The organism is Promineifilum sp. (SeqCode), assembly GCF_041918635.1.
Taxonomy (GTDB): Bacteria; Chloroflexota; Anaerolineae; order Promineifilales; family Promineifilaceae; genus Promineifilum.
Window position 1 is genome coordinate 1 of sequence record NZ_JAYRVJ010000077.1, and the last position, 20,693, is coordinate 20,693.

At 65.2% G+C, this 20,693-nt stretch carries 13 protein-coding genes; 9 read left to right on the forward strand and 4 right to left on the reverse strand.

Going from position 1 to position 20,693, the window contains the following annotated elements; genetic code table 11:
* The coding region (locus ACE3UY_RS02520) for a GAF domain-containing protein (RefSeq protein WP_374685978.1) at positions 1-1,487 on the reverse strand (1,487 nt) is incomplete at its 3' end.
* A gap of 250 nt (positions 1,488-1,737) precedes the next feature.
* Between ACE3UY_RS02520 and eno the strand changes: the two genes are divergently transcribed.
* From eno to ACE3UY_RS02535, 3 genes are all read left to right on the forward strand, one after another.
* Positions 1,738-3,024, forward strand: a complete 1,287-nt coding sequence (gene eno / locus ACE3UY_RS02525; protein WP_374685979.1) for a phosphopyruvate hydratase — start codon at positions 1,738-1,740, stop codon at positions 3,022-3,024.
* 94 nt (positions 3,025-3,118) lie between these two features.
* Positions 3,119-3,796, forward strand: coding sequence for an ATP-dependent Clp protease proteolytic subunit (locus ACE3UY_RS02530; protein WP_374685980.1), 678 nt, complete (start codon positions 3,119-3,121; stop codon positions 3,794-3,796).
* A 93-nt stretch (positions 3,797-3,889) separates the two neighbouring features.
* A complete protein-coding gene (locus tag ACE3UY_RS02535; RefSeq protein WP_374685981.1) occupies positions 3,890-4,384 on the forward strand; it encodes a histidine phosphatase family protein in 495 nt (164 codons plus the stop codon).
* 57 nt (positions 4,385-4,441) lie between these two features.
* Here ACE3UY_RS02535 and ACE3UY_RS02540 read toward each other — a convergent pair whose 3' ends face one another.
* Together ACE3UY_RS02540 and ACE3UY_RS02545 are read right to left on the reverse strand one after the other, a co-directional pair.
* The gene (locus ACE3UY_RS02540; protein ID WP_374685982.1) at positions 4,442-9,502 is read right to left on the reverse strand and encodes a PQQ-binding-like beta-propeller repeat protein; all 5,061 of its coding nucleotides are present in this window, start codon (positions 9,500-9,502) and stop codon (positions 4,442-4,444) included.
* 57 nt (positions 9,503-9,559) lie between these two features.
* Positions 9,560-10,891: a winged helix-turn-helix domain-containing protein gene (locus tag ACE3UY_RS02545; RefSeq protein WP_374685983.1), complete on the reverse strand. Its 1,332-nt coding sequence runs from the start codon at positions 10,889-10,891 to the stop codon at positions 9,560-9,562.
* A 94-nt stretch (positions 10,892-10,985) separates the two neighbouring features.
* Here ACE3UY_RS02545 and ACE3UY_RS02550 point away from each other — a divergent pair, with 94 nt between their 5' ends.
* Positions 10,986-12,296 (forward strand): ribonuclease H-like domain-containing protein, encoded by a 1,311-nt coding sequence (locus ACE3UY_RS02550; protein WP_374685984.1) that lies wholly within the window; start codon positions 10,986-10,988, stop codon positions 12,294-12,296.
* A gap of 31 nt (positions 12,297-12,327) precedes the next feature.
* On the opposite strand, the gene trpB is transcribed toward ACE3UY_RS02550, so the two are convergent.
* Positions 12,328-13,536 (reverse strand): tryptophan synthase subunit beta, encoded by a 1,209-nt coding sequence (trpB, locus tag ACE3UY_RS02555; RefSeq protein WP_374685985.1) that lies wholly within the window; start codon positions 13,534-13,536, stop codon positions 12,328-12,330.
* 196 nt (positions 13,537-13,732) lie between these two features.
* Between trpB and trmFO the strand changes: the two genes are divergently transcribed.
* The 5 genes from trmFO to ACE3UY_RS02580 form a co-directional block, all read left to right on the forward strand.
* Positions 13,733-15,085 (forward strand): methylenetetrahydrofolate--tRNA-(uracil(54)-C(5))-methyltransferase (FADH(2)-oxidizing) TrmFO, encoded by a 1,353-nt coding sequence (gene trmFO / locus ACE3UY_RS02560; protein ID WP_374685986.1) that lies wholly within the window; start codon positions 13,733-13,735, stop codon positions 15,083-15,085.
* 178 nt (positions 15,086-15,263) lie between these two features.
* Entirely contained in the window at positions 15,264-16,895 is a 1,632-nt protein-coding gene (locus ACE3UY_RS02565; RefSeq protein WP_374685987.1) for a mucoidy inhibitor MuiA family protein, read from the forward strand.
* Between the two features lie 145 nt (positions 16,896-17,040).
* Positions 17,041-18,300, forward strand: a complete 1,260-nt coding sequence (hflX, locus tag ACE3UY_RS02570) for a GTPase HflX (RefSeq protein WP_374685988.1) — start codon at positions 17,041-17,043, stop codon at positions 18,298-18,300.
* A complete protein-coding gene (locus ACE3UY_RS02575; RefSeq protein ID WP_374685989.1) occupies positions 18,297-19,475 on the forward strand; it encodes a M20/M25/M40 family metallo-hydrolase in 1,179 nt (392 codons plus the stop codon). The genes hflX and ACE3UY_RS02575 overlap by 4 nt, the downstream gene beginning before the upstream one ends.
* A 95-nt stretch (positions 19,476-19,570) precedes the next feature.
* The coding region (locus ACE3UY_RS02580; protein WP_374685990.1) for an acyl-CoA dehydrogenase family protein at positions 19,571-20,693 on the forward strand (1,123 nt) is incomplete at its 3' end.

Genomic DNA, 20,693 nt, shown 5'->3' on the forward strand with positions numbered 1-20,693 from the left:
AGGAGGCGGGAGTACATCAGGATTGTCGCCAGCGGCGTGCGCAACTCGTGGATGATGCCCTGGAACAGGTCGTCGCGCATGCGCTCCACTTCGCGGATCTGGGTCAGGTCGCTGAAGACAAGAATCGCCTCGGCTGCGTCGCCCAACTCCTCGTGTACCGACGCGCCGCTGATCAGCACCGGCAGTGCGCGCCCGTCGTCGCGCAATACGTCCGTCGCCAACTGGACGTTGGCATCCGGCCCGAAGAGGATGCGACCGATCAGATCGTCAATATCCCCCTTCTTCAGGCGCATGTACTCCTGGAGTGGGCTGCCGATGAGCCTGTCCACCTCGCTGTAAACCAGGGAGGCGAAGGCGCTATTGGCGCGGGTGATGATGCCGTCGCGGTTGACGGTGATCAACCCTTCCGACATGCTGGCGAAGAGCGTTTCCACCCGTCGTTTCTCGGCCAGTACGTCGGCGTGCAGGTTGGCATTCTCGATGGCCGCCGCCAGCGGCCCGCAGAGCGCTTGCATGAGTTGCAGGTCGTGCTCGCTGAACTTGCCGAATTGGCGGTTAATCGCCTGCAAGACGCCGATGGTGCGTTCGTCCACCTGGAGCGGGATACAGATCATCGAGTGAGTGCGGAAGCCGGAACGCCGGTCTACGCCGGAGAAGAAACGGCGGTCGGCATAGGCGTCGGTGATGATGACCGGCTCTTTGTGTTCGGCCACCCAGCCGGCGATGCCCTGGCCTCGCTTCAGCCGGACGGGCGGCAGACGTTCGAACATCGGCCCGAAGAGCTTCTCCACAAAGACGATGTCGCCCGTCACCGGCTCGATAAGACCGATGGAGAGCGTCTCCACGTTCAACGTCTGCCGGATGGGGCCGGTGAGCAACTCATAGATCTGCTGGATGTTGAGCGTCGAACTGAGGGCGCGGCTGATGTCGCTGATGACAGCGAACTCCAGCGCGCGCCGATCGGAGTCCTGGCGCAGCGCGGCGCGATCCAGGAAGACGCACATGAGACGGGTCACCTCGTGGAGTGTGCGCCCGTCGAAGCGGCCATCCGGAGGCGGGTCGAGCAGCGCCAGCAAGGTCGGCGGCGAGGCGTTGTAGGGGCGTTCACCGCCGGGCAGGGGGGCGATCAACAGGCTATCGCGCGCCAACAGCCACAACCGGCCACCGAGCACCTCGGCCGCCGGCTGCTCAAACTTATCCAGATGGGCCGGCTCCGTGCGGGCCAACAGGGCTTCCAACCCTGCCTCTTCGTGCGCCCAGCGCTGCTGCGTCGTGCGGCCGGTGGGGTCCGTGATCCAGATGTCGTAGCACTTGGCCTCCACGTCACACACGGCCACCAGCGCGCCCGCGCCGGCGTGTCGCGCCACGTGATAGGAGAAGGTGGCGCAGACAAAGTGGACGTCGAAGACATCCTGAAGATCGCCGAGCACGTCCTGCCACAGCCCGAACAACTCGGCGCTGCCCCCACGGCGCGCGTCTCTTGTCATAGCGGCGCAGTTATAACGCCGCGTCTCTGGCGGCGCAAGCGGGGCACATCCAGCCCTTATTCCCGGCTGATCAGACCTGCCGATGCTTGCGGGAAGCAGTCACATTCAGTATAGTCTGGATCGCCGCAAGCGCTTTTGAGCGTGTTTACAAACCCATCTGGAGAGGCTACAGTTCATCCCGGTAAGCCGGTCATGGGGCTACCTAGACAGCCTGTGACCTGTGGCTTTCTTTCTGCACAAGGAGTAGATCATGGATTACATCGAGTCCGTACATGCGCGCGAGGTTCTCGATTCGCGCGGCAACCCGACGGTTGAAGTGGAAGTGACGCTATACGACGGCGCATCTGGGCGCGCCATGGTTCCCTCCGGCGCGTCCACCGGCGTGCATGAGGCGTGGGAGAAGCGGGACGGCGACAAGAAGCGGTATGGCGGCAAGGGCGTCTTGCAGGCGGTGGACGCGGTCAACGAAGAGATCGCCGAGGCCATCGTCGGTTGGGCCGCCACCGATCAGATCGGCATCGACCACGCCATGATCGAACTGGACGGGACGGAGAACAAGAGCCGCTTGGGCGCCAATGCGTTGCTGGGCGTGTCGCTGGCCGTGGCCCACGCCGCGGCGGCCAGCCAGGAGTTGCCGCTCTACCGCTATCTGGGCGGCGTGACGGGGCGGACGCTGCCCGTGCCGATGATGAACATCATGAATGGCGGCAAGCACGCCGCCGGCGCGACCGACATGCAGGAGTTCATGGTCATGCCCATTGGCGCACCCACCTACCGCGAGGGGTTGCGTTGGGGCGTCGAGATCTACCACAGCCTGAAGAAGGTGCTCAGCAAGAAGGGCTATGGCACGACGGTAGGTGACGAGGGCGGCTTCGCGCCGCGCGTGTCGGCCAATAGTGAGGCGCTCGACCTGATCCTGGAAGCCATCCGCGAGGCGGGCTACACCCCCGGCGAGCAGATCATGCTGGCCATGGACCCCGCCGCGTCGGAGTTCTACGAGGACGGCAAGTACCACCTGAAGGTCGAGGGCAAGACGCTGACCGGCCGCGAGATGGTCGACTTCTGGGAGTCCTGGGTCGATAAGTACCCGATCATCTCCATCGAGGACGGCTTGCACGAGGATGACTGGGACAACTGGGCGCTCATGGTGGAGCGGCTGGGCGACCGGCTCCAGATCGTGGGCGATGACCTGCTGGTGACGAACGTCAAGCGCATCCAAACCGCGCTGGACCGCAAGGCGGCTAACAGCCTGCTGTGCAAGGTCAACCAGATCGGCACGCTAACCGAGGCCATTGATTCGGTCAAGCTGGTGCAGCTCAACGGCTGGACGGCCGTCGTCTCCCACCGCAGCGGCGAGACGGAAGACGCGACCGTGGCCGACCTCGTCGTGGCCCTCAACGCCGGGCAGATCAAGACCGGCGCGCCGGCCCGCAGCGACCGCGTGGCGAAGTACAACCAACTGCTGCGCATCGAGGAAGACCTGGGCGATGCCGCGGTGTATCCGGGGATGAAGGCGTTTTCGAATTTGCGACGTTAATGATTAGGGACTAGGTTCTAGGTTCTAGGGGCTAGGGTAAGAGCGTTCTTACCCTAGCCCCTAGAACCTAGTCCCTATGGTAGGAGAGACACACATGACGAGACACCCGTGGGACTACCCCATGCTGGATGACGATGACGACGATGAAGAGGAGTTCCCGCCGGAGATCGAACCGGTCGAGCCGGGCGAGGAACCCGACGAGGACGGGAAGCCCAAGGAGAAGCACGACGGGGCCGGATCGGTGGACGACCGGCTGTTGAAGAATCGCACCATCCTGGTCTATGGCGAGATCAACATGGTGGTGGCGATGGACATCACCAAGCGCCTGCTTATCCTGGACGCCGAGTCGCAGGACGAGATCCGCATCTTCATCAACTCCCCTGGCGGTCACGTGGAGTCCGGCGACACGATCTTCGACATGATCCGCTTCGTCCAGTCGCCGGTGAAGGTGATCGGCACGGGCTGGGTAGCCAGCGCCGGGGCGCTCATCTACGCCGCGGCCGAGCGTGAGAACCGCTATAGCTTGCCCAACACGCGCTTCCTGCTGCACCAGCCGGCCGGCGGCGCGAGCGGCCAGGCGACTGACATCGCCATTGAGGCGCAGGAGATCATCAAGATGCGCCGCCGCCTCAACGAGATCTTCGCCGCCCAGACCGGGCAACCCATCGAGAAGGTGGAAGAAGACACCGACCGCAACTTCTGGATGTCGGCCCAGCAAGCGCTGGATTACGGGTTGGTGGGGAAGATTATTAATTCGGCGGACGAGCTTTGAGGGTGGTCAGTGATCAGTAAACGGTAAACAGTAAGCAGTGGAAGACCATAATATACTGACACTGCTTACTGCTCACCGACTGCCTCTTGACGAATGAAGCTCCTACTCCTTCTGCGCCACGCCAAGTCGAGTTGGGGCAACGATGCCCTGGCTGACCATGATCGGCCGCTCAACGAACGCGGGCGCCGGGACGCGCCGCGCATGGGCCGGCTGCTGAGGACGCTCGACCTCGTGCCCGATCAGATCGTCGCCTCGTCGGCGACACGGGCGGCGACGACGGCGCAATTGGTGGCGGAGGCGGCCGGCTATCCGGGCGAGATACGCTACACCCGCGACCTCTATTTGGCCGATCCGGAAACTTACGTGGACGTGGCGCGAACCACGGATGACGCGGTGCAACGCCTGATGCTGGTCGGCCACAATCCGGACATCGAAGAGTTGGTGGCCGAGTTGAGTAGCATAGAGGAACGCATGTCTACTGCGACCCTGGCCTGCGTCCGCCTGCCCATCGCCGCCTGGCGCGAGCTGAAGTTGACCGGCCACTACGAACTCACCGGCATCTGGCGGCCTAAAGAAATCAGGGACTAGGGGCTAGGGACTAGCGAAGAGCAAACTTCGCTAGTCCCTAGTCCCTACCCCTAGCCCCTACTCCGGGTGGGCCAGCAGCTTGCTCAGACTCTTGTTCTGGGCGACCCACAGGCCGACGAGGCCGATCCGCAACTCATAGAGCGCTTTACCCTCTTCGGTCACTTCGCGCATGATGTCACGCGCGACGAGCAGATTCAGCGCGTTGGTGGCCTCAGTGGGGTCGAGTTCGATGCTGTATGAGCGCAGGTAGTCGATGAACGCCTCCGGGTGGAGGGGTTCGTTGCGATCCATCAGGTGCGCCGCGGCGGCCAGCACGGCCCGCTCGCTGTGGGAGGAGCGCTGCCACAGGTAGGCGAAGTGTACCTCGCCCAGCCGCAACATCTCATCCAGCGCCACGTTGACATCGGAGATGGTGACGTAGCCCGTCTTCTGCTGGTTGGCCTGTTTGACCAGGGTATAGCACACCAATTGCAGGAAGTAGGGGTGACCGGCGGTGACCCGCAGGATTTTGTCGATGGCCAGGTCATCGTAGATGATGTGCGGCGCGACCGGCTCACCGATCAGGCGAATGGCGGCGGCCTCGCTCAGGAAATCGATCTTGCGGTAGAGAGCGATGTTGAATAGCACCGACCAATAGTCGGCGCTCATCTCTTCCAGCCGGCGCGTGCCGACGAAGAGGAATCCCAGCCCCGGGCTGTGCTGCATCAGATGGCGCATGTACGGGAAGAAAGTACGCGGCAGGATGCCGTCGGCCACCATCGACTCGAACGCCTCAAATTCATCGAACACCAGGAGCAACGTCGAGCCAGCCGGCATCAAGGCGCGCACGGCCGGTAAAAACTCACGCTGGAAGACTCGGGTAGGGTCGGCCTGCCAGGCGGCGAACTCCGGCACGGGGCAGACCAGGTCGCGCGCGCCAAGCGTGTCGGCGATGTGCCAGGCGAACTCCTGAAGGAGTGAGGGCATGCCGGGCGAGACGCCGAGCGATTGGCAATCGATGTAGACCGGTAAGATTTGCGCCGGCAGATACTCTTCCAGTCGCAGCAAGATCGACGTCTTGCCCGTGCGCCGCTGGCCGACCAGCATCAGCACGTTGCGCTGCGTCTGCATGCCATCACCAGGCCCTCGTCCGTTCAGCTTTTCCCCTGGCTCCCCGTTGCCCCCGCTTCCCTGCTCCGGCGCGTTTCGCAAGGCTGGCGCGCCATTGGTGACAATCGGGGCGCTATTGTGCTCGGCAATGAAGTTGAACAACTCCTCCCGGCCAACAAACAGAGGATTATCCTTGCGCAACGGCGTGCCCGGCAGATAGGGGTTGGCGATGGGTGTGTATTCACGCACGGGTGGCAGCAGGTAGACCATATCGCCAAAGGCGGCCGTCTTCTCCCGCCGGTTGCGGTCGTCGTAGGTCAGCGACAGGCCCACGCGGAAGCGCGCCTCGGCCTGCGGTTCGATCAGGAAGCGGACTTCGCGCGAGCGACCGGACGGCAGGAACGGGATGACCTGCGGAGCGCTATGCACCCGGTAGGCCGGGTTTTCATCCAGCGTGGCCACAACATTCTCGGCCGCGGCGCGACCGGTGTTGCGAATTTCCAGAGCCACGTGTGTTTGGCCGTTAGGCGCCAGGCGCTTGGTCTTGAGCGACATCTCTAGCTCGGCGCGCCCGCGCTGCTCCTCGATCTCGGCCGACAACAACCCACTCCAGCGCCGGCCGATGGCGCGCACCAACGTACGCTCAATGCTCGGCTCCGACTCGGCCAGTTGATCCTGTACCTGGCGCAGACGCACCACCGCCTGGTTCAGGTAAACCAGCCGGTCTTCCACGGAATCCACGCGCTCGCTATCGCGCATGTTGGTCATTACCGGCAGCAGGCTTTCCAGGAAAGGCCAGCGCTGCTCGTCAGTGTTAATGAGATGGACGAGTTGCGGGCGCAGCAGGGCAAGCTCGGTGATGGAGGGCGCTTCCAGGAGCGCCTGACACATCCGGTAGGTCGAGCGTTGGCGTGACAGCCCGGCCCAGGGGCTGCCAGCCGCCGCGCTGTCGTCCAGCGTGCGCGTGATGATGGACAGCCCGGCCTGGGGGCGGTTCGGTAGCAGGAACAGCCCGTCGGCCAGGTTAGCCACGTTGGAGTCGCCTGCCTGGCGCGCGCGATTCGCCAGTTGCAGCAGAAAGTCGGGCGAGCCGTTGACGGACTGGTAGCGTTGCTCCAGTAGCGACAGCGTCTCCTCCGGCTGCTGCGCCAGCCGGCGGTGGAAGCGGCCGGCCTGCGCCGCGGGCGTGCGCGATTGGCGGACGAAGCCCACCACGCCCACGGCCGCCACCATGCCCACCACGGCGAACAGCACGGGGGCCAGCCTGTTGGTCAGGGGGCCGGCCACGACTTCCGGCCCATCGGGCGGCGTCAGGTAGCCGCTGTAAAAGCCATCACTGTAGCGGAAGCGGTATCGCACCTGATCCGCGTCCATGGGAACATTGACCGTCGGCCAGAAGAGGGGGCCATTGCCTGACGCGAGCTGCTGTTCGCCCGCGGGTTGCCATTCGCCGGAGGCGTCCTGCAACTCCAGCCGGACGGCGACGGTATCACTCTCCACATCTTTCACGACGACGCCGATGGTGTAGACTCCAGCGGATTGTCCCTGTTCCGCTTCGACCGTCGGCTGCGTCAGCAGGGGCGGCCGGTTCTCCTCCTCGCGGTAGAGACGCAGCAAGCCGTTCTGCGTGATGGCCAGCAGATCGGGGGACTGGCTGGAGGCGCGTTTCAGGAGCGATACGCTGAAGACGCCGCTGGCCAGTGGCAAGTCGAGGACGCGCCGCGGCGTGCGCGTGTGCAGTTGTTGGTAGAGCCACAGATCGCCGTCGCGCGTGCCAACCAGACCCGTTTCCGGCTGTCCATCCTTGTCCAGATCGTCCCAATCGACAGCCTGAACGAGACCTAGCCCGTCCAGTTGCCACGGGGTCGCCGGTTGGCCGTCAACTACGGTTAGCTGTTCCAGTGAACCGCTATCGGTCGCTACCAGGAAGGCGGTCACGTTTTCCTGGAAAGCTTCGATGGCTCCATCGCCCGAGGCGTCGACAGCCGTGGGCCGCCCGTTGAGTTGGATGGGCCACTTCCACTGCCCCATCTCGATGCCTCGCCAGTTGAGGGCGTGAACCGCGCCGTCTTCGAGTAGCACCACCAGCCTGACGGCCAACTCGCGTGTGTCTGACTGGTGGACGGCGAACACGACGTGGACGGGCTGCGCATAAGAGGCCAGGTGCATGGCGAAGACGCTGTCTCCAGACGGTGTCAGCGCGTACAGGTCTTGCGCGCCGACGACAAGAACCTGATCGGGAGTTTCGCTGCCGTGGCCGTAAACGATAAGTTGTCGGACGCCCCCTTCCAATTCGGGAAGGTCATATTGCCAGAGAGGCTTCCCGTCGAAATCATAGGCGCCCACATGCCCGTCATGCGCGCCGATAAGGATGGAGGGTTGCGCCACGCCGGCGAAGTCATCGATCGCCAGAGCGGTCACTTCCCCCGGCAGCACGATCTCCCACAGCCGTTCGCCGGAGGATTCGCGCAGCTCCAGCCAACTGGCCGCGCGCGGTTCCCCGGCCGGCGCGTCCTCGGCGGCCCGCTGGCGCCGTACTACAGCGACGCGGGGCGGATCGCTCAGGGAGTAGCGCACGCGCCCCAGGAAGGCGATCTCCTCGCCCGGCGCGTTCAGCCAGCGAATGGTGTGGTCTACGCTAAGGCTGTGCAGCCGGCCGTCGCGCGTGCCGATGACGACCTCATCCTCGTCATCCTCATCCAGATCGGTTACAAGGATGGCCGTGGGGCTGGCGTCCAGAGCATATTGCCACTCCTGAACGTACTCGCTGTCGCCGATCCCCAGGCCGATCAGTTGCAGAGTGGCGAACCGCGCCAGCAGAAGCTCGTAATGGCCGTCCCGGTTGACGTCGATCAGCCGGGTGAGGTCGGGCAGATCGGTGTCGTTGAGCTTGGCCAACGTTTGCCCGTTGTTGCCCAACAGGAGCACGTCGGCCAACTCGCTGGACTCCGAGATCGGCTCCAGGATGGCGGCCAGGGGCGTCGGAACGATGCTGGCACTGCCGCCGGCCGGCAACAGCGCCAATAGCTGGCGGTCGGCATCCTGGGCCAGGTTGCTGGCCCATAAGCGGCGTCCTTCCCGGGAGAAAGCGACGACGCTGCCCGAAGCCGTGCCCACGGCCAGCGACGGGCCTTGGGCCAGTTCAGCGAAGGCCAGCGCTGTGACCGGCCGGTTGACCGTGCGGAACCAGACGCGCTCACCATCGGCGGTATAGAGGTCGATCTGGCCGAAGTTGGTGCCAACGGCAATGTCGATGCCGGGGCCGAAGGGCGCTTCGGCCAGGGTGGTGATGCGGCGCGAGATGGACTGCCGCCACTGCTCGACCCCATCGTCCAGATACAGCAATTGGCTGAACCGGCGCGGCGTGAAGACGCTCAAGGCGATCTCGTTGAAGCCGTCCTGGTCAAAGTCGGCTACGAGCATTCGCGGGTTGGCGTTGGCCGTCGCGTCGTCCTGTCCGGCAAACTGCCAGACCTGATTTCCCGCGCCGTCGTAGACGAGAAGTGTCCCGGAGCCGAGCAAGATCAGGATCTCGTCGCGCCCGTCGGCCTGATAATCGTAGGCAGCGATGGCGGCGGGGTTGGTAGCCGCCACGATGGGTATGCGCCACAACTCGTCGCCGTCGCTATCCAGTAGCGCCAGGTCGCTGCTGCCCGCCAGCACGATTTCTAGCTCCGGCCCGCCAAAGACGTCAACCGCGCCAACGGCCGAAACGGGGTTAGGGCTTAGAAAAGACCATGCCTGCTGCCCGGCAGCCGAGAGGAGCGACAGCCGGCCGCTCTCGTCAAGAACCAGCAGCTCATCGACGCCATCCCGGTTGATATCGGCCAGTTCAACGGAATCGAGCCGGGTCGAGGCGGCGTATTGCCAGTAGCTCGAAGAGCCGTTCTGGGCCGAGGCTGAGGGCGCGCCGGTCAACAGCGCGAACGCCAGGCTGAGGAGGCCGAGCAGGACTGTTGCTGCTGCCCTGCTGTGCCTGCGCCCCGCAAAACGGCGATGAATCGCCTGGCTACGAACGTGAGGGATCAAGGGTTTGTCTGGAAATGAGCGCGAGCGACGATGGCTCGCTGGCAGAACACCGTGCGCCTAGCCCCCTTCCGGCGGGCGCAACGCGTAACCCACGCCGCGCTCGCTCACGATCCAGTTGCCCAGCGGATCGACTGCCCGGCGCAGGCGCTTGATGAGCGTCTTGAGGCGGTCGGGATCATCAACCAGTACGTCACCCCAGACCGTCATCTCCAAATCTTCGCCGCGCACGACCTGGCCGGCATGCTGGCAGAGTCGCACGAGGATACTGAATTGGGACGTGGTGAGGTTCAATTCGCGCCCGTCGCCCCAGACCTGGTGGCGTTGTTCGTCGATGACGAATGGGCCGGCTTGCACCAGCCCGGGAACCTGTTGGCGGCGGACGTAACGGCGCAATATCTCGCTGCTGTAGCGGTACTCGCCATCGAGCCGTTCGAGCAGGCATTGTTGTTCCAACTGCCGCAGACTCTCGATGGGGCCGTCGGCGATAGCCAGAACGTGCTGTTCGTCCGGGGCGAGATTCTGCCACAGGTAGCCGAGGTGCGACTCCGCTTCGACCTCGATGGGGCCGTCGAGCGCCTCGAACCGCGTCGATGACGGGTTGCTCAGGCTCAATCGTTCCTCGGCGTCGAGCGCTTGTACGGCGTGGTAGCCGCCGATGTGCAGGAAGAAGGGGTGTCGCCCGACCAGCCACAGCAGATAGCGGGTGAGTTCCTCCGAAAAAGTGACTGTGGTGCGCGCCAGTCGTTGGCCGAACAGGTGGCGGGACTCGGTCTCGCTGAACAGGCCCAGCGGCACGGTGACGAAGATGTTGAAGAAAGGTGAGCTGAGGACTTCCTCCTCGGCGGTGATGGCGAACAACGGCCGCTGGCTGGCGGTCAGGAAAGCCAGGCCGTACTTGGTGGTCAGGCCGCGCAGCCGGGCGAAGAAGTAGGGGGTCAGGTGTTGATTGGCAGCCAATAGCTCGAATTCGTCGAGTAGCACGACCACGCCGATGCCATGCTGATAGACCTGTTGCAGCGCCCGGTCGAGCGCGCGGTAAGTGCCTGGCTGCTCGGCGGCCTGCAAGGACAGGCCCGCTTCCTCAGCCGCCCCCATCAGGCCCTCGAATAGAAGCTCGTACACCTCTTCCGGCGGCGAACCGGCCATTTCCTGGCAGTCAAGCATGACGAACAGGGCGTGTGGCGCGTCTAGCTGGAAGGAGGCGCGCACCGATTGATGAGAGAGATGCAGGAGGAGCGAGCTTTTGCCGATGCGGCGCGGGCCGATGAGCGAGACGCTCTGACCGTTGCGCAATAGCCCCAATATCTGGTTGATCTCCGTCTCTCGACCGACGAAGTCTTCGACGCGACGAATGGCCCCACGATGGAAAAACGGATTATCTGCGCCCATAATGGCGTCTATTGTAATGCCGAAGGGGCAGAAAAGGTAGCGCACTGTGAATTCCCTCTTGTCGGCAAGGGGGGGCGCACGTACAATCGAACAAATGAACGAGGAGGTTCTTTCGCGGCTGCGCCGGCTGGGCGTAGTGAAGGGGGCGCGGCAGTTGCGGCCACCGAGCGTCACGGCTGGGGTCGGAACGGCGATGAATCGCCTGGCTACCAACGACGCGCCGCCGCTGCTGGAGCACTTGTTGCCCGGCGGGCGCGTGGTCGAGACGGACGACGGAGGTTGTTTCGTCATCGATCGCGTCTATCCCGTTCAGCACCGCCACGGCCCGGACGCGCTGGCCGATCTGCTGGTCGCCCGGCCGGATGTGGCCGCCCGCTATCTGCCGGATAGTCGGGTGGGGCTGTCCTTGGTCAGCCGTTTTGACTTCCGCGACTTTCTCTTCCTGGATACCGAGACAACCGGTCTGGCCGGGGCGGGGACGCTGGCCTTCATGGTCGGTGTGGCCTTCTTCGAGTCGCGACCGGGCGCGCCGGAGCCGGATGCGTTCGTTGTCCGCCAATACTTCTTGCGCGACCACGGCGACGAGTTGGCGATGCTCCGGCAGTTGGATGAACTCGTGGCGAGCAAGGCGGGGTTGGTCACGTTCAACGGCCGTTCCTTCGACGTGCCCTTGCTGGACAATCGTTACGTGATGAACCGGCTGCGCAGCCGACTGCCCGATCTGCCGCACATCGACTTGCTGCCGCCGGCCCGCCGCCTCTACCGGGCGCGGCTCGGCTCCTGCGCGCTGAGCGCGCTGGAACAGAACTTGTTGGGTCTGCGCCGCACGGAAGAGGACGCGCCCGGCTGGCTTATCCCGTCGCTCTACTACCAATACCTGCGCACCGGCGACGCCCGCGAGTTGACCCGCGTCTTCTACCACAACCAGATGGACATGCTCTCCATGGTCACGCTGGCGGCGCGCATCTTCCGGCAGTTGGCCGACTCGCGCTGTGACGAAGCAATGGATCAGGTCAGTCTGGCTCACTGGCAGGCCGACCTGGGGCTGCGCGATCTGGCTGAGCAGTCGTTGCGGGCTTCGCTCGATGCCGATCTGCCGCTGGAGGCGTACCATCTGGCGCTGCACCGGTTGGGGGAGCTGCTCAAGGCGACCGGCCGGCGCGCGGAGGCGGTCGTCGTCTGGCAGCAGATCGCCGTCACCAGCGGCGGCGACGTGACCGCCCACGTCGAACTGGCGAAGCACTACGAGTGGCATGAGCGCGACATCCCCACTGCGGTCGAGTGGACGCAGCGGGCGCTAACCCTGCTCGACCGCCGCCCACTTACCCCCAACACTCGCCTGGCCCGCGTGGAACTGCTGCACCGGCTGCAGCGGTTGCAGGGGAAGTTGGTCAGTAAGCAGTAGGTCAGTAGGTCAGTCATGCAACTGTACTGACCTACTGACCCACTGACCTACTGATCACTGCGTCCAGGTCTTTATCTCCCCGTCCGCTCAAATTGACCAGCAATATCTGATCCGGCCGCATGGTAGGGGCGCGCTTGATGGCTTCGGCGACGGCGTGGGCCGATTCCAGGGCGGGGATAATGCCCTCGGTGCGCGCCAGTTCGTGGAAGGCGGCCAGCGCCTCTTCGTCGGTGGCGTAGGTGTAGAAGGCGCGCTCCTGGTCGCGCAGCCAGGCGTGTTCCGGGCCGACGCTGGGGTAGTCCAGCCCGGCGCTGATGCTGTGGGTCTCCCTGATCTGCCCATCGGCCGTCTGCATGACGTAGCTCTTCGTGCCGTGCAGCACGCCCACGCGCGCCACGTCCGGGTCGGCGAACCGCGCTGCGTGCCGCCCTCCGACGATGCCCTCGCCGCCGGCCTCGACGCCGATCAGGTCGATGCCCTCGTCGTCACGGAAGGCGTGGAAGATGCCCATGGCGTTGCTGCCGCCGCCGACGCAAGCGACGATGGCGTCCGGCAGCCGGCCGCAGGTCGCCAGGACTTGCTCGCGCGCCTCGTCGCCGATCACGCGCTGGAAGTCGCGCACCATCATCGGGTAGGGGTGGGGGCCGAGCACCGAGCCGAGCAGGTAGTGGGTCGTGGCGACGTTGGTCACCCAATCGCGGATGGCCTCGTTGATAGCGTCCTTCAACGTCCGGCTGCCCGAGGCGACCGGACGCACCTCCGCGCCCAGCAGCCGCATGCGGTAGACGTTGGGCTGCTGCCGCGCGATGTCTACCTCGCCCATGTAGACGACGCACTCCAGCCCCAGCAAGGCCGCCGCCGTAGCCGAAGCCACGCCATGTTGCCCCGCGCCCGTCTCGGCCACGACGCGCCGCTTGCCCATGCGCTTGACGAGCAGGGCTTGGCCCAGGGCGTTGTTGATCTTGTGCGCTCCGGTGTGGTTGAGGTCTTCCCGCTTGAAGTAGATCTGCGCCCCGCCCAGCCTGGCCGACAACTGGCGGGCGTAAGTCAGCGGCGACGGCCGGCCGACGTAGGTGCGCAGCAGGTTGTCGAACTCGGCCACGAACGCCGGGTCGCGCCGCGCCTCGTCGTAGGCGGCGATCAACTCTTCCAGGGCCGGCATCAGCGTCTCCGGCACAAACTGCCCACCATAGGGGCCGAACTTGCCATGCTCGTCGGGAACGGTAACGGTTGGGTGCATCAATTCGTCTGTCCTGTATGCGCTAAAGTCGGCCGATTATAGCAGTTTTGTTGAGCCGGCAGCGCGATTTACAAGAATGGGACGCTGATTTTGGCGCTGATTTTCGCCAATCAGCGAAAAATCAGCGTCCATCTGCGTCCCATTCTTTCATCGCCCGCCAAATCGCGCCACGGACGGGGTGTGATAGAATCTTGTCATGACTCAGGAACTCATCGTCGTCGGCGGCGGGCTGGCGGGTAGCGAGGCGGCCTGGCAGGCCGCCGAACTGGGCCTCGACGTGCGCCTCTACGAGATGCGCCCCGGCCAGACGACACCCGCCCACGAGACAGCGTGGCTGGCCGAACTGGTGTGCAGTAACTCGCTTGGCTCCGACCTGCCGCACAAAGCGTCGGGGCTGCTGAAGACGGAACTGCGCGGCCTGGGCTCGCTCATTCTGGCTTGCGCTGGCGAGACGGCCGTGCCCGCCGGCTCGTCGCTGGCTGTCGATCGCGAGGCGTTCGCCCGGCTGGTCAGTGAGCGCGTCGCCGCCCATCCGCGCATCAGCCTGGTGCATGAAGAGGTGACGGCCATTCCCGACGCGCCGGCCATCATCGCCAGCGGGCCGCTGACCTCACCCGCGCTGACGCGCAGCCTGACCGGCCTGACCGGCCAGGAGTACCTCTACTTCTACGACGCCGTCTCGCCCATCGTCCACGCCGAGAGCATCGACCTCTCTGTCGCCTTTCGCCAGTCGCGCTACGACCGCGGCGAGCAGGAGGAGGGGGACTACATCAACTGCCCGATGACGCGCGAGGAGTACGATGCCTTCTATGAGGCGTTGACCACCGCCGAGCGGATCGCGCTCAAGCAGTTCGAGCGCGAAGACCCTCATTTCTTTGAGGGGTGCATGCCCGTCGAGGTATTGGCCGAGCGGGGGCGTGAAGCGCTGGCCTATGGCCCCATGCGGCCGGTCGGGCTGACCGACCCGCGCACCGGCCGGCGGCCCTATGCCGTCGTCCAGTTGCGCCAGGATAATCTCATTGGCTCGCTCTACAACATCGTCGGCTTCCAGACTAACTTGAAGTGGGGCGACCAGAAGCGCGTGCTGCGGCTCATCCCCGGTTTGGAGGGGGCGGAGTTCGCCCGCTACGGGATGATGCACCGCAACACCTACGTCAACGCCCCGGCCATGCTCCAGCCGACGCTCCAGTATCGCAACCGGGCCGACCTCTTCTTCGCCGGACAGATCGTCGGCGTCGAGGGGTACGTCGGCAACGCGGGCACGGGGCTGCTGGCCGGCGTCAACGCCGCCCGGCTGCTCAGCGGCCGTCACCCGCTCATCCTGCCGCCGACGACTATGCTCGGCGCGCTCTGCCACTACGTCACCCACACTGCCGTACGCGACTTCCAGCCGATGAAGGCCAACTTTGGCATCCTGCCGCCGCTGGCCGGCAAGCCGGGCAAGGAGGAGCGCGGCCGGCAGTATGCCGAGCGCGCCCTAACTGCCCTGCGCCGTTTTGCGCGGGAACATGGGGTGCGTTATGCTCTTCCGCAAGAGCAGGGGAGCTGAGGTGCGGGGGACCAGGGGAGAACGTACTAACAGCAGATGACAGACAACGGACGACAGGCCACAGTCCGGTGATCGACCACAGATTACTAACGACTTAACGACCAACGACCACTGAATACTGACCTACTGAATACTGATCTACTGACTACTGACCACTAGCAACCGGAGCAAGCGACCAATGGAAATCCCAGTCGAAACAGTTATCACCGCCGTTGCCGTCTATCCCGACCGGGCGCGCGTGACGTGTCGTGGCCGGTGCGAACTGCCCGAAGGACTCCATCAGATCGTCATCGGCGAGTTGCCGCTGGCGCTGGAGCCGGAATCGGTGCGGGCGGCAGGCGCGGGGACGGCCCGAGTGCGCCTGCGCAGCGTGGACGTTCACCGCCGTCACTACGCCCAAACCCCGGCGGCCAACGTTCAGGCGCTCGAAGCCCAGATCGAGAAGCTGCAAGACGAGTTGCAGGCGCTCGACGATCGCCAGGCGGTCAAGCAGGCATCCATCGACCATCTGGACGGCTTACGCGAGGCGACCACGGAGTACGCCTGGGGGTTGGCTCGCGGGCGCAGCACGGTGGAGAATCAGGCCAACCTGATGCGCTTCTTCGAGGAGGAAGACGCCCGGCTGCGCGGCGACCTGCGGGCGCTGGACACGGAGCAGCGTGACCTGAAGGAGCAACTGGCCAAGCTTCAGGCCGAACTGGATCAGTTGCGCGCAGCCCGGCCCCGCCAGCGCTACGAGACCCGGCTGGAGGTCGAGGCGCTCTCGGCCGGCAGCTTTGAGCCGGAGATCACCTATGTCGTCGGCCAGGCCGCCGGAGGACGCACCGGCTGGCGGCCGCTCTACGACATCCGCCTGCTGGAGCCGTCTGGCGGCCGCGCTGGCGGGCGGGTGGCCGTCACGGCGCTGGCCGAGATCGTCCAGAACACCGGCCAGGACTGGAGCGATGTGCGCCTGAGCGTCTCGACGGCCCGGCCGGCGCTCAACCAGCGCGTGCCGGAACTCAAACCGTGGTTTGTGGACGTGCCTCACCCACCACAGCCCCTGCCGCGCATGGCCCACGCCAAGGCGGCCGCGGCCAGGCAAGATTTCGCGATGGAGAGCGCCGCCGCGGACGCCGCGCCGGCGGCGATGATGATGGCCCCAATCCGGGAAGCGCCGGTCGAGGTCGAAGTGGCTGAGGTGCAGGACAGCGGCACGGCCGTCTCGTTCGCCGTCTCCGGCAGTGTGGACATTCCCGGCGACGGGACGCCGTACAAGACGACCATCGGCCAGCACGATCTGACGCCGCAACTGGACTTTCTGGCCGTGCCCCGCCACACCGATGCCGTCTACCGTCGGGCAAAGTTCAACAATACGACGGCCGCGCCGCTGTTGCCCGGCCCGGCCAGCCTCTATGCCGGCGACGAGTACATCGGCCAGAACCGGCTGGAGTACACGCCCACCGGCGCCGAGATTGAGCTCATCCTGGGCGTAGAGGAGCGCGTCACCGTCAAGCGCGAACTGGTGCGTCGCGAGGTGGACAAGCGGCTGTTGCGCGACGTACGGCAGGTCGTTTACGGCTACGAGATCAAGCTGGAGAACCTGCTGTCCACGCCCGCCCGCGTCACCGTGCAGGATCAGTACCCGGTCTCGCGCCACGACCAGATCAAGGTGCGCCTCGACCGCGTCGCGCCGGAACCGGTGGAGCAGACCGATCTGCATATCCTGAAGTGGCAGATTGACCTGGCCCCGGCCGAGAAGAAGATCATTCGCTACGACTATCAGGTCGAGCATCCGCGCGCCCTCCAGGTCGTCGGGCTGCTCGATTAGAAAGGGCCTCCACAGATTTCGCAGATGACACAGATTATTTCTGAGAATCTGTGTCATCTGTGAAATCTGTGGAGGCTTCCAAACGGAGGTTAGTCTTACGGCAAGCAAAACATATGAAACAGCGCCCCCGCGCGAGCGAGCGTTCATGGTGGGCGCGGAGACCCACGACAGTGAGGCGCTTCTGCCCGTGGAAGAGAGCCTGGAGGAACTGGCCCGGCTGGCCGACACGGCCGGCATCGACGTGGTCGGCCAGACCTACCAGCGCTTCGACAAGCCCAACAGCGCCACCTACATCGGCTCGGGCAAGGTGGAAGAGGTTAAGCTGCTGGTCGAGGAGTTGGACGCCGACGTTGTCCTGTTCGACGATGAGCTTTCGCCCCGCCACCAGCGCGAACTGGAAGCCCTCTTCGGCGAAGACGTGAAGGTAATCGACCGGACGGCGCTCATCCTCGACATCTTTGCCCAGCACGCCCAGACGCGCGAGGGCAAGCTTCAGGTTGAACTGGCCCAATTGGAGTACCGGCTGCCGCGGCTGACGCGCATGTGGACGCACCTGGCGCGGCAGGCGGGCGGCCGGGCCGGCGGCGCGACGGGCGGCGTCGGCTTGCGCGGCCCCGGCGAGACGCAGCTGGAAACCGACCGGCGGGAGATCGGCCGGCGCATGGCCCAGATCCGCGAGGATCTGGAGGCCGTCCGCGCCCACCGCGAGCGCCACCGTTCCAAACGCCAGCAGACCGAGCTTCAAGTCGTGGCGATTGTCGGCTATACCAACGCCGGCAAGTCCACCCTGCTGAACAAGCTCAGTGGGGCCGACGTGCTGACAGCCGACATGCTCTTCGCCACGCTCGACCCGACGACGCGCAAGGTCAACATGCCTGGCGGCCGCGAACTACTCTTCACCGACACGGTCGGCTTCATCCAGAAATTGCCGACGCAGATCGTGGCCGCTTTCCGCGCCACCCTGGAGGAGATCGGCGACGCCGACCTATTGCTACACGTGGTCGATATCACCCACCCCCAGGCGTTGGCCCAGATCGATGCCGTGGAAGATACCCTGGCCGAACTGGAAGCCGACCACCTGCCGATGGTCATCGCTCTCAACAAGGCCGACCTGCTGAAAACTACCGACGTACTCGACGGCATCGAACTGGCCGCGCCGTCGGTCTTGGTCTCCGCCCGTACCGGGAAAGGGCTGGACGAGTTACTGATCCTGATCGAGGCCACCATGGTCCGGCTGCTGCAACCCATCCAGGCGCTCATCCCCTACGAGCGGGGTGACCTGCTGTCGCTCTTCTATGAGCGGGGGCAGGTGGATCAGGAAGAGCACACCGGTGAAGGGGTGCGTCTTTTTGGTCGCCTACCCGCGCGCTTGATCCCCGCTTTCGAAGCTTTTCGGGTGCAATGAACCACGTCACCGACCTTGCCCAACAGCCGGCCGTGCGCGCCGCCCTCAGCGCGGCCCACGACCAATTGGACGCCATCCTGGAGCAGATCATCCGCATTCAACAAATCCCGTCGCCGACCTTCGCCGAGGTGCATCGTTCGGCCTACATGGCTGAGCAGTTCCAGGCGATCGCGGGCGACGATCTGCGCGTGACGCGAGACGCGCTGCACAACGTCTATGCGCGTCTGCCCGGCAACGATCCCGGCCGCCCGCCACTCATCGTTTCGGCCCATCTGGACACTGTCTTCCCGGCTGAGACGGATCTGGCGACGCGGCGGGATGGAGCGATGCTCTATGGCCCGGGCATCGGCGACAACTCGACGGGACTGGGTGGGCTGTTGTGGCTGGGCCGGACGCTGGTGGAGCGCCAATTGTCGCACGCGGCCGATATCTACCTCGTCGCCAACGTGGGGGAGGAGGGGCTGGGCGATTTGCGCGGCATGCGCGCCGTGGTGCGCAAGTTCGATGGGCGGGCGGTCTATCTCGTCGTCGAAGGTGGGCTGTATGGGCAGCTTACCCACCAGGCCGTTGGCGTCCGCCGCTATCGGGTCGCCGTGACCGCGCCGGGCGGCCACTCCTGGGGCGGCTTCGGCGCGGCCAGCGCCATTCACGTTCTGGGCCGCCTCATCACCGCCATCGACGATCTGGAAGTGCCGGCCGCGCCCAAGACGACCTACAACGTGGGCATCATCGAGGGCGGGTTGTCGGTCAACTCCATCGCCAACTTCGCCCAGTTGTGGCTCGACCTGCGCTCGGAGGAGCCAGAGGCGCTAGGCCGCCTGGTGGGCCAGGTGCAGAACTTGATCCGCGCCGCCAACCGCCAGCACGCCGCCCAGGGAAGCGGGGTGCGCATCACCACCGAGCAGGTCGGCGACCGCCCGGCCGGGTCGATCCCGCGTGCCACACCCATCGTGAGCCACGCCGAGGCCGCGCTGCGGGCCGTCGGCTGCGCCGACGTGCGCTACATCATGAGCAGCACCGACGCCAACGTGCCACTGAGCCGGGGCTTCCCGGCTGTCTGTCTGGGCCTGACACACTCTGGCAATTCGCACCGGCCGGACGAGTACATCGACGTGACAAACCTGCCGGCCGGGTTAGGGCAATTATTGTTGACGGTGCTGGCGGCGGCGGGGTAGTTTCAGTGGGCAATGGTCAGTAGTCAGTAAGAAGTGAGAAGTGAGCGGTGGCAATACCAATCCATAACCACTGACCGCTAGAAAGGGAGGAACCAATGGAATTCGAACTCAATCCTGAACAACGCGCTTTGCGCGAGGTGGTGCACGACTTTGTGGCCGCCGAGTTGCGGTCGCGCGCCCGGCATACGGACGAAACTGGCGAATTCAACTGGCCGGCGGTGCGCAAGATGGGGCCGCTGGGTCTGCTGGGCCTGGAAGTGCCGGAGGAGTACGGCGGCGCGGCGCTCGATGCCATCAGCGTCGCCATCGTCATTGAAGAACTGGGTTGGGGCTGCGGCTCCACGGCGCTGGCGATTGCCGCTCACAACGGGCTGGGCCTCGGGCCGCTGGTCGCCTATGGTACGGAGGAGCAGAAGCGCGCCTGGCTGCCGCGGCTGACCAGCGGCCAGGGCAAGCTGGCCTGCCTCAGCCTGACTGAGCCGGGGGCCGGCTCCGACCTGAAAGGGGGCGTCAAGACGCGCGCCACGGCCGAGGGCGACTCCTGGATCATCGACGGCAGCAAGATGTGGATGACCAACGCCTCCATCTCCGACCTGATGGTCGTCCTCTGCCGCACCAACTCCAACGGCGGCAGCAGCAGCCTGAGCCACATCCTGGTTCCGTCCGATACGCCCGGTATCAACATCGGCCCGCCGGAGAAGAAGATGGGGTTGCACGGCTCACCGACGCATGCCGTCACCTTTGACGAGGTGCGCGTGCCGCGCGAGAATCTACTCGGCGTCGAGGGGCGCGGGTTGGCGCAGACGTTGGCGACGCTCGACAGCGGGCGCGTGGGCATCGGCGCGCTGGCCCTCGGGCTGGCCCAGGCGGCTTACGAGGAGGCGCTGAAGTATGCCCGGGAGCGCGAGGCGTTCGGCGAGCCAATCGCCAACTTCCAGGCCATCCAGTGGATGCTGGCCGACGCGGCGACAGAGATCGAGGCCGCCCGGCTGATGGTTCGCAAGGCGGCCTGGCTGAAAGGGTTGGGCCGGCCTTATAGCCAGATGGCCTCTATGGCCAAGCTCTTCGCCACCGAGGTTAGCGAGCGCGTCTGCCGCAACGCCATCCAGATTCACGGCGGCTATGGCTACAGCAGCGAGTTCGAGGTCGAGCGCATGTACCGCGACACGCGGCTGATGACTATTGGCGAGGGCACGAGCGAGATTCAGCGGCTCGTTA